Source organism: Enterobacter sp. E14S, from assembly GCF_055666685.1.
Window position 1 is genome coordinate 915242 of record NZ_JBVODQ010000001.1, and the last position, 16825, is coordinate 932066.

The following is a 16825-nucleotide window of genomic DNA, read 5'->3' on the forward strand; positions in this document are numbered from 1 at the left end:
ACACCGCCAGGACTTGGAAGCAGCGTTTCTTATTCGGCGCTTATGACGACTGAACCCAGACAGTCAGGATTTTTCACGGTGAAACTGAAGCTCACCTTTTGTCCATTCATATCTTTTGGCGCTGTATAACTGGTCACTTCGTTCTCAGAGCGGCCTCGTGGATAATCAGTTAACGTCAGTTGCGGATAATGCTTTTTAACGGTATCGAGAGTGATGCACTGGCCGGACGGTGAAAAATTCAGTAACGGCGCCATGCCGTCACTTTCTTTACTTAAACGTAAATCAATTGCAGTAATGTTCGTTCCATCCGCCAGTTTGATATCGTCGGCATTGTAGAAATTGATATATTCATTCTGTTTCGTTAGCCTGAATGACAACGGAGCGTTATCCAGACTGTTAACGGACAACGTCTTGAGTGATGCGCTCATTTTTGCAATGAACTGCCAAAGATCCTGTTTCTGCATGTTACCTCCTGCCATTCCCGTCGTTAATAAAGCCGCAAGCACCGCACCCGTTTTTAGACTATGGATAATTTTTATCATACCAACCGCCATAATAATCTTCGTAATATTGCCCCGTGGTGGACGTTTGTTCGCCTTTGCCAAAGATACGGCCTATCTGCGTACGCGCTTCACTTTCCTTTATAGCCCCACGTTCGAGAGAATCATAGATACGATTATATTGTGTCTGATTTGCCGGATTGCCCGCAATACCGATATCCCCACCCTTGTTGGCTATGATTTCGCGTTGGACCCGGATATTGTTCAACGTTGCAGCGCCTTCATCACTGAGTGTGCTGTTGAGATAGGCGTCGCGCGAAGAAAAATCAATGTTGGGTTCATATAAAGCGTGACCACTTTCATGTGACAGAGACTGAACAACCGCATTCGGATTACCGAGCTCGTTTTTATCAACGGTAATAACTCGCTTTTGACGATTGGCAAACGTCCCCTTACCTGCTTCACCTTCTTCAAATGTCCAGCCTCGTTTCTTTAACGTAGCTATGTCATTTTTCATGGTCGGTGATTTATCGACAAGACTATCTACATCCTTGCCATATCCGCTTGAAGGCACACCTGATGATGGGGGTGTTGCAGTTTTAGAGGTTTCGGCAGGCGCGCTTGCAGCCGCACCTGCCTTATTCTCCTTTCCCGGCGTAAATTTCTCCTGCACCGCCGCATCAATATCCCCTTTATGCCCCGATCCCGGTGCCGTTGTGCCTGGCTTGGTGCCAGAGGTATTCAGATGCAGCTTACCGCCCGTGGTGATATACCCATCCCCTTCCACGAAGAAGTTAAACTCTTTGCCGATCAGGTTAATCTTGCCGTTAGCGTTCAGCTCAATGGCGCTCTCACCGGAGACCAGCCGCAGCTTCGTCCCGGAAGCTATAACGTACTGCTCCACCGCCGCATCCAGCTTGCCTTTCCCCGTCAGGATCTCGGTTCCGCCTTTCACGGCCTGGGTTTGGTTCGCTTCCACGCGGTGCAGTTCATTTTTCTTCACGTAATGGCTGCGCGCCCCGCCGACGCTGTGCGTTTCATCGTTTTTAACGCTGGTGTCCATGTTGCGCTCGGCCTGGATCCACACCTGCTCTGCGCCCGCCTTGTCCTCAAACCGCAGGGCGTTGGCGTTGTCGACGGAACCGTCTTTCGTGCGGCTCATAAAGCCCATCTGCGTCGCCGCGGCAGGCAGCGCCCACGGCGGCATGCTCGCGTCGTTGTACACGCGCCCGGTAATAATCGGACGGTCTGGATCGCCGTTGATAAAGTCCACCACCACCTCATCGCCGACGCGCGGGATCTGCACCCCGCCGTAGCCCTGGCCCGCCCACGCGCTCGACACGCGCACCCAGCAGGAGCTGGTGTCATCGCCCTTCGCCAGGCGGTCCCAGTGGAACTTCACCTTCACCCGGCCGTATTTGTCCGTCCAGATACTCTCGCCGTTCGGCCCCACCACTTTCGCCGTCTGCGGGCCGTAGGTGCGCGGCCACGCCGTGGACTGCGCCGGACGGTAGACCACCGCCGACGGGATCACCGTAAAATCGGTGCGGTGAATGGTTTCACCCTCGCCGCTCGCGTAGCGGTTCTCTTCGAAGTGATAACCCGCCGCCGTGACCAGATACTCACCGTTGTCGCTGAAGAACGGCGCGTTGGTTAACGTGAAGGTGCGCCCTGGCGCAATCCCCGCCGCCGTGGCGGTGGCCTGAATCTGCTGATGCTCAACCTGCCAGCGCTCCTGACGGATGCGGGCATAGAACTCCCCGTGCCCTTTGTCCACAAAGCGCCCCGGCCAGTCGTAGACGTCAATGCTGCCCGGCTTCGGCGACGCTGGGTTCTGCTGGGCCTGGAACAGCCACGCGTTCGGCTTGCGGAAGTCATAGTCGTCGAGGCTGTAAATTCCCGGCGTCACGCTGTCCTCCAGCGCCCACTGACTGATGCCCTCTTCATCCGTGCTGCCGCCTGACGGCGTCTGATGGTAAGGAATAACCTCATAGCCGCTAAACGGCTGATGCTGCGTGGCGGCGTCGGTGAGTACCAGGGTATGCTTGTCCGCCTCATGGCTGAAGTAATACGCAATCCCCTCCAGCTCCATCAGGCGGCTGATAAAGTCCAGGCTCGACTCCTGATACTGTACGCAGTAGTCCCATACCCGGTAGCTGCCGGTGAGTTTATCCTCAACGTTGACCTGATGCTCACCCAGCAGGGTTTTGACAATCTGCGGCACCGTCTGCCCCTGGAAGATACGCAGGTTACGGTCGCGCTTCATCGGCCACAGGTCCGGCTCAACCGTCAGCTGGTACACCGCATAGCGGGTGCCCGTCAGTTCGACGGCGCTGACCGCCACGCGGGTAATCTTGCCGTTAACATAGCGGGACGTCAGCAGGTTCTGCGTCGGGATGGTCACCGTGACCGGCTGGCCCAGCAGCTTGCTGCGGTCGATGCGCGCGTCCGTGCCGAGCACGGTCAGCGTCAGCGCGAACGACTCGGACATCGCTTCGCGGCCCGTCAGTTTCCAGAACAGAAGCCCCTCCACCGGGAGCTGAACGGTAATTCGGTTGAGCATAATCTTTATTCCATCTAGCTTATGCGATTCAGAAAAGAGGTTCGCATCTGTGACTGAGCGTAATTCTAAGGGTTCACCAGCCAGGTACCCGGCTTGGTGATATCCAGCGTCTGGCCACGCGTTCTTCCGTTGCCCTGGAGTTCAATCTTCACCTCACCAGCCGGCAGCTTGAGCGATGCATAGCCGTTGGTCGCCGGACGCAGCGCTTTTGTCTCACCGTTCACTTTCAGCGTTTCGCCGTCGAGGATGCGGATATAGACCAGCGCAACAGGGCTCTCGGCAGGCGGCGGAGTCTGCTTGGCCGTCGCCTGCTCGTTAACCTTCGCCGTTTCCGGCTTCACGTCTGGGACGTTCGAGGCGGTTTCGGTTGGACGCGTCTCTGCCGGTGCCTGCGCAGCCTGCTCTGGTGCATCATTCCCGCTGCTGAACAGCATCGCCCCGGCGACAACGCCGACCAGCACGCCTGCGGCAACCATGCCCGGGATCTTGTAGCGACGCCAGTCGAGCAGCGAAGCCGGCTGATCCTCCTCCACCGGTACCAGCATCGTGCCGGGCTTTTTCGCCGTCAGCACATCGTTGATACCGGCGACCGGCATCTCTATCAGCGCGGCGAACTCGTCGATTGACTGCGGACGATCCTCCATGTGCAGCGCCAGCGCGCGGTCAATGGCCTGCAGCAGCGGAATGGAATAGCCCTGCGGCATGATCTCCACCAGCGGTTTGCAGGTATCCTGAATAGAGCGCACCACGCTGACCGGCGGCGGGGAGCCCACAATCAGGGTACGCAGCACCGCGCCGAGGGCGTAAATATCCGTCCACGGGCCCTGCTCGCTTTCGTTGTCGTCGGTGTACTGCTCGATCGGCGCAAAGCCCGGGCGCAGCATGGTTTCCGTTTCATCGGAAAGGTTACCGATGGTGCGGCGCGCGGAGCCGAAATCAAGCAGCACCGGCAGGCCGTTATCCTGGATCTGAATGTTATCCAGCGAGATGTCGCGGTGCAGATAGCCTTCGTTGTGGATGGTCTTGATCGCACCGAACAGCATCGGCAGCGTGCGGCGGATCCAGGCCTCGTTGATCAGCTCCGGCTTTTCCTCGCGCAGGCGCGAAAGCGTGGTGCCGCTGTAAAACAGCGTCCCCATGTAGGCCGTGTCGTTTTGCACCCAGAAACGCAGGACATGCAGCAGGTTCGGGTGGTTAAAGCGCGCCAGCAGACGCGCCTCCTGAATAAAGCTGTTCAGGCCTGCGGAAAACGCTTTGCCAAAACGCTCGCTGCGCAGCACAAGGGTCATGTCGTCGCCGCGCACGGCGAGCGAGGAAGGCATAAATTCTTTGATAGCGATAGTGCGTTCGAGCTGGTGATCCCACGCGCGATAGACGATGCCAAAACCGCCGCCGCCGATCACCTCTTTGATTTCAAACTCGTTGAAGCGGTACCCGACCGGGAGCGCGTTTGGGACAGTCCGATTGTTATCATTATCCGTCATCTTTTACAGTTCTCTTGATGATTATTACGCGGCAAACTGACAGTGAAACTCGCCCTGCTCGCAGGTGACGTGCAGACGTCGGTACTGCTCGTCGCTGCGGCTGGCGGTAAGTAAGATCTGGCTCATCTGAGGCAGCAAGGTGTTGGTCAGAATAGCATCCACCATGCGACCGCCGGACTCCACCTCGGTACAGCGCTGAACAATCTGTTCCACCACGCTGTCGTCAAACTCAGAAATAATGCTGTGATTCTCTTCCAGACGACGCTGAATGCGCTTGAGCTGCAGGCGAACAATCTGCCCCAGCATCTCGTCGCTGAGCGGGTAGTACGGCACCACCAGCAGGCGGCCCAGCAGCGCCGGTGGGAAGACCTCCAGCAGCGGCTGGCGCAGGGCGCCGCTTAACGCGTCAGGCTCCGGCATCAGCTCCGGATCGGCGCACATGGCGCTAATCAGGTCGGTGCCGACGTTGGAGGTCAGAATAATGATGGTGTTGCGGAAATCGATGTGGCGCCCCTCGCCGTCCTCCATCCAGCCTTTATCAAAGACCTGGAAGAAGATCTCGTGGACGTCCGGGTGCGCTTTTTCAATTTCGTCCAGCAGCACCACGCTGTACGGGCGGCGGCGCACGGCCTCGGTCAACACGCCGCCTTCACCATACCCTACGTACCCCGGAGGCGCACCTTTTAAGGTGGAAACGGTGTGCGCTTCCTGGAACTCACTCATGTTGATGGTGATAACGTTCTGCTCGCCGCCGTAGAGGGATTCCGCGAGCGCCAGCGCGGTTTCGGTTTTACCGACCCCGGACGGGCCGCACAGCATAAAGACGCCCACCGGTTTGTTGGGATCGTCCAGCTTCGCCCGCGAGGTTTTCACGCGGCGGGCAATAAGATCCAGGCCGTGACGCTGGCCGATAACGCGCTGGTTCAGCGTGTCAGCGAGGTTGAGCACCGCGTCGATCTCGTTTTTCACCATCCGACCCAGCGGGATCCCGGTCCAGTCAGAGACCACCGCGGCAACCACGTTTTCATCCACCGCCGCAAACAGCAGCGGCTCATCGCCCTGCAGGGCGTTCAGCGCCTGCTGCTGTTCCGCCAGCTGGTCGCGCAGCTCGGCGCTATCGTCATCGCCCGCCGCGAACAGCGCCGCGCGCAGGCGGATAATCTCCTGCACCAGGCTGCGCTCTTCTTCCCAGCGCCGGGCCAGGGCTTCGCGTTTTGTTTCATACGCGTCGCGTTCGGCGAGTAAAGCGGTCACGCGATCGGCGTCACCGGCTCCCACGCGCGCTTCGCGTTCAGCAATCTCAATTTCCACGTCCAGCGCGGCAAGATGGCGCAGGCAGTCTTCGAGCTGCGCAGGGGGCGCGCTCTGGCTGACCGCGACGCGGGCGCAGGCGGTGTCGAGCAGCGCAACGGCTTTATCCGGCAGCTGACGCGCCGGGATGTAACGATGCGACAGCTTCACCGCCGCGCTGACCGCTTCGTCGAGCAGCAGCACCTGGTGGTGCGTCTCCAGCGGCGACACGGTGCTGCGCAGCATCAGAATGGCTTTCGCTTCGTCCGGCTCGTGGACCTGCACCGTCTGGAAACGACGGGTCAGCGCAGGGTCTTTCTCGATGTATTTTTTGTATTCCGCCCAGGTGGTGGCGCCGATGGTGCGCAGCTGACCGCGCGCCAGGGCAGGCTTCAGCAGGTTCGCCGCATCGCCGGTCCCCTGCTGGCCGCCTGCGCCAATCAGGGTGTGGATCTCATCGATAAACAGAATGATTGGCGTGGCGCTGGACTGGACTTCGTTAATGAGCGCCTGCAGACGAGCTTCAAACTCTCCTTTCATGCCTGCGCCTGCCTGCAGCATGCCGATATCCAGCAGCCACAGCTGAATATTTTGCAGCGGCTCCGGGACGTCGCCGTCGGCGATACGCAGCGCCAGCCCTTCCACCACCGCCGTTTTCCCGACCCCGGCTTCCCCGGTCAGCAGCGGGTTGTTCTGGCGGCGACGCATCAGGATATCCACCATCTGGCGGATCTCCTCGTCGCGCCCGACAACCGGGTCAATCTTCCCTTCGCGGGCGCGGGCGGTCAGGTCCTGGCCGTACTGGGCCAGCGTCCCCTGCGCCGCCGGTACCGTACCCGCCGGTGCGTCTGCGGCGGCAGCGGCCTGCTGCGTTTCTTTGCTGTTGGCGCAAATCGCGTCGAACTGCTCAATCAGCACCTCGACGTTAAGGCGGGTGAACTGCGACGAGATGCTTTTCAGCACGTTGGCCAGATTCCAGGTTTTCAGCATGCCGATCAGCAAATGGCCGCCGCGAATACGGCTGACGCCAAACTTCAGCGATCCAAACACCCAGGCGCGCTCCACGGCGCTGTCGATATGCTCGGAGAGATCGGAAACGGAACTGGCGCCACGCGGAAGGACGTCCAGCGCGGCCACGATATCGCGGGTCAGCTGCTGTTCATCGAGAGCAAAGTGGCGGATGACCTGCTGCAGATCGCCATCCTGCTGCTGCATCAGCTGATGCAGCCAGTGCACCAGCTCAACGTACGGGTTGCCGCGCAGCTTGCAGAACGCAGTGGCGCTTTCCAGAGAGGTAAATAACAGCGTATCCAGTTTGCCGAAAAGCACGGCACGGCTAATTTCTGACATGTTAGTTTCCATTAACAATGATTCGGTATACGGAAGGATTACCGCTCTGCGCGATACACCAGATCGCCACGCGGGACAGGCTGCGGCTGACGGCCCAGCCAGGTGTTATAGCCTAATCGCCCCTTGCTGCCGAGCGTGGTGCCCTGCACCGCGTCTTCACGCAGGATCACCCGCGTTTCCCATTCAAACTCCACCCCGGCGTACTGACGCACCCAGTCGCGCAGCTCGGTGACCCACGCTTCACCCGGCAGAAAACGGTTGTACTCCTCCGCGCTCAGCGGGCCAATTTCGATGCGAAACTTATGCTGCACGTCGCGGACGGCAACGCCGAGAAAAGCGGATTCCCCCATGCGCGGCATGCGGCGTCCTGCTCCCAGCTGCGCCTGCTCGCGCGTGGAAAGCGGCATCCACTGCGGCACGTTGCTGACCAGCTTGACCGGCGCTTTAAAATAGTTGCGCAGGATCTTCTCCAGCCCCTCCGGATCCCGCCCGTGACGGGTCAGGTGTCCGGCGTGGGTAAAGCGGGCATGCGAGCTCAGGCTGCCTTTGTTCATCTGCCCCGGCTGGCCCATGCCAATCAGCGACGCCAGGTAGCCTTCAAAGCGCCTGTTATCAGCGCGATCGAGGGAGACGGTGGGCTGCGCATCCGCCCAGGCGCGGTAAAACAGCAGCGCCAGGCGGTGATGGAACAGGTCGGCAAACGCGCTGAGGCTGGTGTCCTGATGATGATAAATCCGCTCGCGGGCGTATTCGGTCATGTGGACAGGCAGCGGGCCGTTCGGGCCAAACAGGCCGAAGCTGAGGATAGACACCTCGTGCAGCCCGCTTTCCTCCCGCTGGCGGACCTGAGCCAGGGTCGACGGTGCAAAACTCATCGACGGCTGCTGGCCGATGCGCAGCGGCTCAAATTTCGGCAGCGGCGCGCGTCCCAGCGGGTAGCGTTCGCCGCCCTGGGCATCAATACGCCTTAACAGCTGAAACAGATCGTAGCGCCAGGGCGCCTCACGGACCCCGTGCCAGAACGCATCCGGCAGCCGGGTCAGGCGATGCACGCGCAGCGGTGCAGTGGCAGCGTCACTCATATCAGCGCCCTTTTACCCATGCGAGGCGCCCAGTAGCCAATCTCGCCGCGATGCTGACTTTTCAGGGTGAACTCCGTAAAGCTGTTGATGGACACCAGGCGGGCAAAGAGACGTTCCATCACGCTGCCAAAAAGCCACGGACTGGCGCCGGAAAAGGCACGCTCATCGACCGTCAGGGTGATGCCGATCCCGCGGGCGAAAACGACCGGGCCGGGTTCAGGCACGCGGCGGTGAACCGGCTCCAGCACGCAGTGGCGTACCCCTTCCACCTGACGCGCAACGGGCGTTTCTGCCAGGTTGGCGTACAGCCCTAACAGCTGGCGCAGCGCGGCCGCGCCGTCTTCGTTTTCGCTGTCCATCAGGCTGAGGTAGTTCATCTGCAGCTGGCTGATGAGCCGCCAGGTGCTGAACCCTTCCGCCAGCGCCGGGCGCGGCGGCGTTGGGCCTTTGCGCAGGGTGAGGGATTTCACCGGCATGGAGTCGGCCATAATGAACTGCCCGAGCTCCTGCTGCAGCATCAGCGGCAGATCGCGGCTGGTGCAGAGCACCTCGGCAGAGATATAGCGCAGGTTTTCCTGCCACGGGGCGTGCTGTTCATCCACCAGCGAAACAAACACCTCTGAACCGATATAGCCGGTGCGCGTGCCGTAGCGCAGGGCGTGCTCGGACAGCACGCGCTGTTCGCGGCGCAGGGAAAAATAGGCCCCGTAGTTGCCCGCATCGCCGCTCCAGGTGCTCCAGAATGGACGAAACGTCTGGTCATCGCGCTGGCCGTCCGCGCTGCCATAGATTTTTTTGACCGCGTAAATTTCATAATCCAGCGGACGAATGTTATCCACCACCAGATGGTATTCATGCTGGCCTTCATTCAGCTTCTGACGCGCCGCGACCTTGGGAAACAGGTTGATGACCGGGGTACAGTGCAGCGCCAGATGGCTGGCATCGACCACGCGCTCCAGCTGTTCATCCGACTTATCCAGCAGAATGAAGATGTCGAAGGCTTTTTCGCCTTCACAGCGCTCGATAAGCTTGCCCAGACCGCTCAGGCTAATGAAGCGGAAGCGGGCCGGAAACGCGAAATACTCCTGCAGCAGGCGATAGCCGTCAAAGTTGCGCAGATCGTCCGGAAGCAGGGCCTGGTCAGGCTCAAAGCCTTCCTGGCGCAGCGCGTCCGAGGCCAGCAGCTGCCGCTGCGGCTGCGGGCTTACCGTCTGGCAGACGATCCCGGCGTGATGCTCCATCACCAGCTCCAGCAGTTTCAGCGCTTCAATGTCCGGACCGCCGAGGAAAAATTCCAGACGGTCGAAATCCAGGTGCCCGAGGTTTTGCGGACCGTCGCAGGCGATGCGGATCCTTAAGGCACTGCCGATCCCCCGCTGGCTCAGCCCCAGCTGCGCGAGCGGCAGATCGGCGGGCACGCCGCCCAGCTCGACCTTGTCGATTTTCAGCGGCAGCAGGTTGACCTCGTGCGCCGTGGTATAGCTGCAGGTCACGCCGGTTTTTTTTAGCGCCAGGCTGTCCATCATGGTACCGCGCGGCACAATGAAGCCCTTGCTCAGGTCGCCCCGGCTGCTGTCGGGCTCAATCTCCGCGATAGCCATCGACGGCGTGGGCGCGAGATAGTTAGGCGCAATCATCTCCAGCAGACGCTGGGAGAAGCGCGGAAACTCCGCGTCCATTTTCATCTGCACGCGTGAGGTCAGGAAGGCGAAGCCCTCCATCAGACGTTCGGTATACGGGTCCGCCACTTCGATGCCGCGCATGCCCAGCCGTCCGGCGACCTTAGGATAGCGTTCGGCAAACTCGGCCCCCATTTCGCGCAGGTAGGCCAGCTCGCGGTTGTAATATTCGAGCAGTTTACTTTCCATGATTACCCCGCATCTTTCAGTTCAAAATGGCCGTTTTCCAGATCGACATCGGTACGAAACAGAAACTCCAGCGGGTACGGCACACACCATAAACGCCCTTTGATCTCGATGGAGAGCACGTTGTGCAGATCCAGCGAGGAGGTATCCGACACGCAGCGGACCTGCAGCCCCTGCGGTAAAATGCGCGGCTCAAAATTGATGATGGCCTCGGTGAGCTTGCGCTGAATGTCGTGCCATTCGATATCCGACATTCTTTTCCCGGCCAGCGGCGCGACGCCGAAGTTGACCACCGAGCGCTTCACGTGCGGCAAGGCGCTCAAATCGCCGGAGGCATCGTGGTTGATGGTGTTAAACAGCCACTGCAGATCGCGCAGGACGTTGCGGCGCAGGGCGGCGTGGGTGATCAGATTGCTGTTGGCCGACTCGCGCTTTTTTTCCGGCTCATTATCGGTGAGACGATCCAGCAGCGAGGGCTGCATTTTGTCGCGCGCCCCCACCTTCTCCTGCTTGCTGCGGGCTTGCCAGCCGCTGCGCAGCAGATCGCCTTCGCCAGCGGGATTACTCATCGGCTCCATCCGTCGCAAACGTCACGAGGCTTAAGGACAGCAGCGGGTATTCGCTTTGCTCGCTCAGCCAGGCCTTCTGGCCCCTGCCTTCGTAAAGAGTGCCGTCTTCGTCGAGCGGCTGCCATTCGGTGGTGCGGCCCAGCCTGACCGCATCAGTGGCATCGGCAGCAAACGGGTAACGCGCCGGGATCTGACACACCTGCTCCGTACCGTCGGTCAGGCGCACCAGCGCGTGACGCCAGACCAGATCGGTCACGCTGGCGGGCGCCTGGAAACGGATCTCCGCGATGGCGCTGAACGGCAGCCAGAAATAACGGCCGTTCACGATGGTTTCGCAGACCGGGCCGAGACGGGCGTCGCCGTCCATCAGCCAGTCAAACACCTGCGTCTCCTCGTTTTCGAGGATAATCTGGCCGGGGGTGGCCTCAGCCCGATCGAGGGCCTCCAGACGCAGCGCCCGGGCGCGCTCGCCCTCCTCGCTCAGCGCCGCGGCCAGGGTCGTCAGCCACGGCCACTGGGTTTCAGGCATAGCCGGACGCGCCTGTCCCGCCATCACCTGCGCGCGCTGCAATTCGCCCTGAATGGATTGCTCCAGCAGCGTGACGGTGGGCTTCGCCTGAGGCTTCAGCGCCAGCCAGCTTTTCAGCTGGGTCAGCGCGCGCGTCCAGTTGCCGCTGAGGGTTAAAAACTGCACGAACGCGGCGCGGAGGTCGGCATCTGCCGGACGGGCTTTGATTTCAGCTTCAAGGCGCGCCAGCGCGTCGCTGAGCGACTCGCCCGCCAGGTGTTGATAGAGCGTATTCATAGCCACTCCTTAATTCGCCGCGCGCCATGCGCCAACGGCCGGATCGCGCAGCTGAGGACGCAGGGTATCAATCAGAACGATATTCAGCGGCGTGCCCGGTGCGACCCAGGCGCTCCAGGTTTTCTTCACCGCCGCAATACGCGCCTGCAGTTTTGCATCGTCGCTGGCGATTTCACGGGAAATCTCCACCGCTACGGTGCCGTTGCTTTTCCAGCTGTTCAGGGCGCTATCGTAAGGCAGGATCATCCAGCTCTGGTCGCTGTCTGGCGTGCTGAACACCATGCGCTCTTTGTTGACGGAGGTGATCAGCGCGTTTTCAGGATCGGCGCTTTGATTCAGCCCGGTCACCGGGAAGCCGTGGATGTAGGTCACCGCCATCTCTTTCTGTCCGCCGTTGCGGGACTGCGAAACCACGGTGTGTCCGCTCAGCCAGCTGCCGTTACCGCAGCGGGTGGTGTCAGAATCCGGAATAAAGAGCGCCGGAGCGGAAGCGCCACCTTCCCAGAAGGTGCGCAGGTGACAGCCGTCCTGCAGGGTGAATTCCTGCCACGGCGTGCGGTCCGCGGCAACCGTATGGGCAGCAACGTTCTGATCCGGTGGCAGTAACGCGCCGCTGGACGTGGCCGTGGTGACGGCAGGCGCAGCCTGCTGCTGTTTCACCACCAGCGTCCACTCCTGCGCTTTGGCGGCCGTACCCTGCGCCAGCGTGGTACCCGCCGGATCGTTGAGCGTCCAGCTAAGCTTATTCACTTTGCTGCACTGGTGTTCCAGCAGGGAGCCAAGACGCGGCACAAAGTTCTCCAGCACGGAGACGTCTTTCTTACCGTTCGCCACAATGCGCAGCGCCACCTCAGGCTTACACCAGCTCTGCGGCGTGTTGTCTTTAATGTTGTCGATCCAGATATCCAGCTTCTGCGCAGGAGACTGCACGATGCGGAAATTCTCAGCCTGCGCGGTGGAGGTGACCGCCAGAAGTGCCAAACCCGATAGCCAAAGTTTCATATCGTTCCTTGTGTGTCTAATCAGTTCCGCAGGGAAGAAATTGTGCTGCGTCAGAGAGGGTGTGCAGCAAAGTGGTGTCCTGAGGGTTGCCCATCCATACCGCCAGGGCAGTATAGTTATCCTGAGCATTCCCCTCCTGTTCGCCATTCTTTTGAATGATTTGGTTCATTAAGGTCAGCCACTCCTGCGGCGTATTGACCATATGCAGCGACTGCTTCATTTGCTCTTCGCTAACGCCGTGCCAGAACCCGTCGGTGCAAAGTAAGAATGCATCGCCGTCTTCAACCTGCACCACGTCGCTGTAGCTCGCTTCCGGCCCGCCGTTTTCAATTCCCAGCGCCAGATAGAGCAAATTGCTGTTCAGGTTGTCGGTCTGGTGACCGGCGTCTTTCATCTGCTGCACCAGGCTGTGGTCGGTGGTCACATGCCACAGCCATCCCCGGCGGAACAGGTACAGGCGGCTGTCTCCGGCGTGCGCCCAGTAGGCCAGGCCGTAATCACGGTCAATGAACAGGCTGACCAGCGTCGTGCCCATCCGGCGATAGTCCTGAACGGCCTGCTGTTCGCTGAGGATGGTGCGGTTCGCCGTCTGCACGTAGTCGCGGATATGCTGCGCATTAAGATGTTTGTCGCCATCGAAGCGGGAGATAATGCTGTTGCGGGCCAGCTCTGCAGCCACCTCACCGCCCGGCAGGCCCGCGATGCCGTCGCAGACGACAAAGCAGGCCGAGCGTTCCCCTATGGTTTCTCCCGTCTGATCCTGGTTGCTGGCGCGCGTCCCCTGGCGGGAGAGAGAAGCCGTTGCGATATTCATTTGTCTTCCGATCCGCTCTGTGAGTCTTTGTACTGATTCACCTCCATGTCGTACGCATGAAGGAAAGCCTCGCCGAACAGGGTGTGGAAGTCATCCTCAATCTCGCCAGCCGTTTCGCCATAGCTGCGAACAAAATAGTCCCACAGGGCGGCTTTGCGGCTGCCCGGCAGCGCCAGACGAGAGGTCATCCCGTTCTGCTTCGCCTGCTCTTCCAGCTGTTCCGGGTTAAAGGACTGCAGCATCGCGGCAATGATGGCGCGGATACCGGAGATCATGCCCAGCTGGTGCGCCTGCAGGTCGATCAGCGCGTCGCGCACGGATTTGGTCGGCGGCATAAAGCCCGGCATCGGGGTGCCGAACATCTGGATCAGCACGGTTTTGCCGGTCGGCAACAGCTTGAACGGGTTGTTGGCATCGTCCAGCACCATGGTCATATCGGCCTTCACGCCGCGCTTGAGGATGGAGCGCGAGGAGAGCAGCGCCACGGTTCCCTGAGAGAACATGCCGAGGATCTGCCCCAGCTGACGCATATTTTCACGATCAAACTGGGGGACGGGCTGCATTTCGCTCAGCCCCATCCCCTCCAGCAGCGCCTCCAGCAGCTCGCCTTGCAGCACTTCGCCCTTCTCACCGCTGTTCGCCGTGGCGGTTGGGGCGGCGGCGTTATTGACCGGGTCAATGCGCAGACGGCCCTTCGGTGCCTGAGCGCTGCTGCGCGCCACGGCCTGCGGCGTAGGCATGGTGAAGCCTGCGTAATCCGGCCGCGCGGGCTCTTCTTCAGCACGCGGTTCTTCCTGCGGCTCAGGAGCGAACAGCGGAGAATCGGCCAGCACGTCCTCTTTCTGCTCAGGTTCCGGCACTGGCGCAGGCTTTTCGGCAATAATGTCATCCGGATGGGTCAATGGCGCGCGCCCATCAGCCCGAGCGGGTCGTCATTACGCGCGGCTGGCGCGCTGGCCTTACCGCCAAACAGGGCCAGCGGATCGAGCTCGTCCGTCGCCTCGTCTTCTGGCTTAACGGGGCTATTGTCGCCCGGCGGCACCAGCGTTGACGGGGTGACGTCGTCAAAAATACTCTCTTTTTTGAACAACGCTTCGTCGCTGAACAGCGTGTCCGGGTCAACGTTCTTACGCTCAAGCTTTGGATCGCTGTCGTTAAACAGCGCCAGCGGATCTTCCGCGTTACGCTCCGGGGCCGCAGGCTGGGAGAACGGATCGTGCGATGCAGCAGGCTGCGGTTTTGTACGGTTGCTGGAGATGCTGTCGGAGATGGAGAACTCCTGCATCAGGCTATCCCAGATTTCCGTTGGCACGGCGGTTGGCTCGGCCTTCCCGCGCGGTGCGGCGCTCGCCGGCTTCGGTTGCGCAGCGGGCGCGGCTGCCGGACGCGCCTGCTGATGCATGCTGGCCGCCATTCGGCTCACGGGCTGCGTATCGTGGATCAGTTCGGTCACTTCGATGCGGTAGTCATCAATACCGAGAATGTCGCCATCCTGCAGCTCAACCTGACGCCCTCGCTCCAGCGGAATGTCATTTAATACCACGCGGGTGACGCTGCCACGGTTGGTCACGCGGCATTCGCCCTGGGCGTCAACGTGAACAATGGCCTGCAGACGAGAGATGGTGCGGTCATTATCCGGCAACACCAGATTGTTATCCGTACCGCGCCCAATGGTGCCGCCCGGGGCGTAAAAATCACAGCTGCTTTGCGGCGGCTGATGACCGGGTTTCGTAGAAATAATCGTGAATCGCATGGCGTATTCCTGCTGGTATGATTAGCGCTCAAACGCTGCCGCTCTCGGGGCGAGAACGGCGGCGTTTGGGGTTAACACATTCTATTCAGTCTGCGTAAGCTTAAACTGGCCCGAAGGACCTTCTTGTAAGGTGAAACGGGCAGCATAGCGAATAGAATCGTTTTTCCCTGACACTTTCAGAGCAACATCATATTCTCCGGCTTGCCACGCAATCCCCTTCCACTGGTGACACTGTTGGGTCGTTAACGTCACCTCAGGGCTAAACGTTGACGGCGGCGATACCGCTTTCCATTCATTTCCCGCGCGTTTCATTATGGTGGGCGAATGGCTGGTGACAGGCGCGTCTAACCCGGAGTTAGCGGGAATAGCAAAGCAGGGTTCGTTGTCCTTTAGCGTAACCGAAAGCGACTGATATTGTGCAGGATGAGATACACAGGCACTCACCGTTAATGCGATTGCTACAACACTGAGTAACTGTTTCATAACCATACCCGCCGGTCTTTAGGATTTTGAATAAACAACGATAATACCTGCAGGTATTTATCCTTCAGGTCGGGTCCGATAATTCCCTCAAACCCTGCAATGTTTCGGAAATCACCCAGGCCGTAATTTATCAGAAAATAAAAATCTGAAATGATAGAAGCCTGCTGCTCCATACCAAAGTCCGATAGTTTTTTATCGGGGGGCAGAGAATAATTATAACTTGCTGCCCAACTGAATGCGCCTCGGGTTCGAACATTCATTCCAATCTGATGCTGCAATACATGCACCATTTCGTGAATAAACCAGTGTTTATATCGCGGAACCTCTATTGAGAAGTCATCCCGATAATGCGGCTCGCGAAAATAGAGCTCACCGTTGGGGGTCATCGCGACATCTGTCGACTGCATATTAAATGGCAAATAGCTTTTATTATGGACTTTCACTTCTGAGTACTTTATTGCGTCACCAAAAACCGAGCGCGCCAGTGCTATTTCGCCAATGGTGAGAGGACGGGCGCCTCCTTCCTGCAAACTTGCCATGCTATCTTCCTTCCCGGTTGATAATGACCGGGGAAAATTCCCCGGCCACATACGCAATTACGCTTCTTTGTTTTCTTTGATGTTCCAGCCAGCGCTGCTTTCAGCACCTTTACCACCAGACGTGGTCTGCTCCCAGTACTGCTGTTTCACTTTCGCAGCCTGGAATGCATAGGTCACACCAACGGTATCGCCGTTGTCAGCACCGGTGTACTGAACAGAGGTGACCAACACATCTTCCAGCGTGATGCGGGAGTATTCCACCTGCTGACCGCCGGCTTTACAGACGGACAGCTCAACTTTGGTCAGGTGTTTGCCGCTGGCGCAGTGTTTCAGGATAGCGGTGGTGGATTTGTCGATCAGCGCGTTAACGTGCAGGTCGTTGAAGTTAACTTTACCGGCACCGCCGCCACCGCCAACGCTCATATTACCTGGCTGGGAAGCGCCCCAAGAGAAGGAGGTAATATCAGTCCAGCCGGTGTGGTTAGAATCTTTAGATTCGCCCGTAACACCCTCGACCTTCAGAAACATATCAATAGCCATAATATCTACTCTTCGTGGATGAACAATATTGCTTTCGAAAAAGCACTTATATGGCAAACAGGAAAGCATGGGGCTGAATAAAACCGTCCATATTTTACCTCTGCCTCTAGCCTGTCGAATTCGTACTTCGTACAGACTCTTCAGAGTGCCTGCAATTGCAACCACCCTAAATTATGGTTAGTCACA

13 protein-coding genes and 1 pseudogene are annotated in these 16825 nt (G+C 59.3%); all 14 read right to left on the minus strand.

Going from position 1 to position 16825, the window contains the following annotated elements; genetic code table 11:
• Positions 1–29 precede the first annotated feature (29 nt).
• Complete coding sequence (locus ACZ6J2_RS04385) at positions 30–554, minus strand: hypothetical protein (RefSeq protein ID WP_233469291.1); 525 nt, start codon at positions 552–554, stop codon at positions 30–32.
• The gene (locus tag ACZ6J2_RS04390) at positions 523–3063 is read right to left on the minus strand and encodes a type VI secretion system Vgr family protein (protein WP_471724920.1); all 2541 of its coding nucleotides are present in this window, start codon (positions 3061–3063) and stop codon (positions 523–525) included. Before ACZ6J2_RS04390 ends, ACZ6J2_RS04385 begins: the two co-directional genes overlap by 32 nt.
• Before the next feature lie 65 nt (positions 3064–3128).
• Positions 3129–4547: a serine/threonine protein kinase gene (locus ACZ6J2_RS04395; protein WP_471724921.1), complete on the minus strand. Its 1419-nt coding sequence runs from the start codon at positions 4545–4547 to the stop codon at positions 3129–3131.
• 24 nt (positions 4548–4571) lie between these two features.
• Positions 4572–7187 carry a type VI secretion system ATPase TssH gene (tssH, locus tag ACZ6J2_RS04400; protein WP_471724922.1) on the minus strand — a complete coding sequence of 872 codons (2616 nt, stop codon included), beginning with the start codon at positions 7185–7187 and terminating at the stop codon, positions 4572–4574.
• A gap of 38 nt (positions 7188–7225) precedes the next feature.
• Positions 7226–8269: a type VI secretion system baseplate subunit TssG gene (gene tssG, locus ACZ6J2_RS04405; protein ID WP_471724924.1), complete on the minus strand. Its 1044-nt coding sequence runs from the start codon at positions 8267–8269 to the stop codon at positions 7226–7228.
• Entirely contained in the window at positions 8266–10137 is a 1872-nt protein-coding gene (gene tssF, locus ACZ6J2_RS04410; RefSeq protein ID WP_471724926.1) for a type VI secretion system baseplate subunit TssF, read from the minus strand. Before tssF ends, tssG begins: the two co-directional genes overlap by 4 nt.
• Positions 10138–10139: 2 nt before the next feature.
• The gene (gene tssE / locus ACZ6J2_RS04415) at positions 10140–10703 is read right to left on the minus strand and encodes a type VI secretion system baseplate subunit TssE (RefSeq protein WP_033145789.1); all 564 of its coding nucleotides are present in this window, start codon (positions 10701–10703) and stop codon (positions 10140–10142) included.
• Positions 10696–11508, minus strand: a complete 813-nt coding sequence (locus ACZ6J2_RS04420) for a type VI secretion system accessory protein TagJ (protein WP_471724927.1) — start codon at positions 11506–11508, stop codon at positions 10696–10698. Before ACZ6J2_RS04420 ends, tssE begins: the two co-directional genes overlap by 8 nt.
• A 9-nt stretch (positions 11509–11517) precedes the next feature.
• Positions 11518–12510, minus strand: coding sequence for a hypothetical protein (locus ACZ6J2_RS04425; RefSeq protein ID WP_471724928.1), 993 nt, complete (start codon positions 12508–12510; stop codon positions 11518–11520).
• A gap of 16 nt (positions 12511–12526) precedes the next feature.
• Positions 12527–13324: a PP2C family protein-serine/threonine phosphatase gene (locus ACZ6J2_RS04430; protein WP_014884226.1), complete on the minus strand. Its 798-nt coding sequence runs from the start codon at positions 13322–13324 to the stop codon at positions 12527–12529.
• Positions 13321–15077, minus strand: a pseudogene (tagH, locus tag ACZ6J2_RS04435) (type VI secretion system-associated FHA domain protein TagH). Before tagH ends, ACZ6J2_RS04430 begins: the two are co-directional and overlap by 4 nt.
• A gap of 81 nt (positions 15078–15158) precedes the next feature.
• The gene (locus ACZ6J2_RS04440; RefSeq protein WP_471724929.1) at positions 15159–15566 is read right to left on the minus strand and encodes a putative T6SS immunity periplasmic lipoprotein; all 408 of its coding nucleotides are present in this window, start codon (positions 15564–15566) and stop codon (positions 15159–15161) included.
• Positions 15557–16099, minus strand: a complete 543-nt coding sequence (locus ACZ6J2_RS04445; RefSeq protein WP_202771470.1) for a hypothetical protein — start codon at positions 16097–16099, stop codon at positions 15557–15559. The genes ACZ6J2_RS04440 and ACZ6J2_RS04445 overlap by 10 nt, the downstream gene beginning before the upstream one ends.
• 57 nt (positions 16100–16156) lie before the next feature.
• Positions 16157–16639, minus strand: coding sequence for an Hcp family type VI secretion system effector (locus ACZ6J2_RS04450; RefSeq protein WP_008502640.1), 483 nt, complete (start codon positions 16637–16639; stop codon positions 16157–16159).
• Positions 16640–16825: the final 186 nt, after the last annotated feature.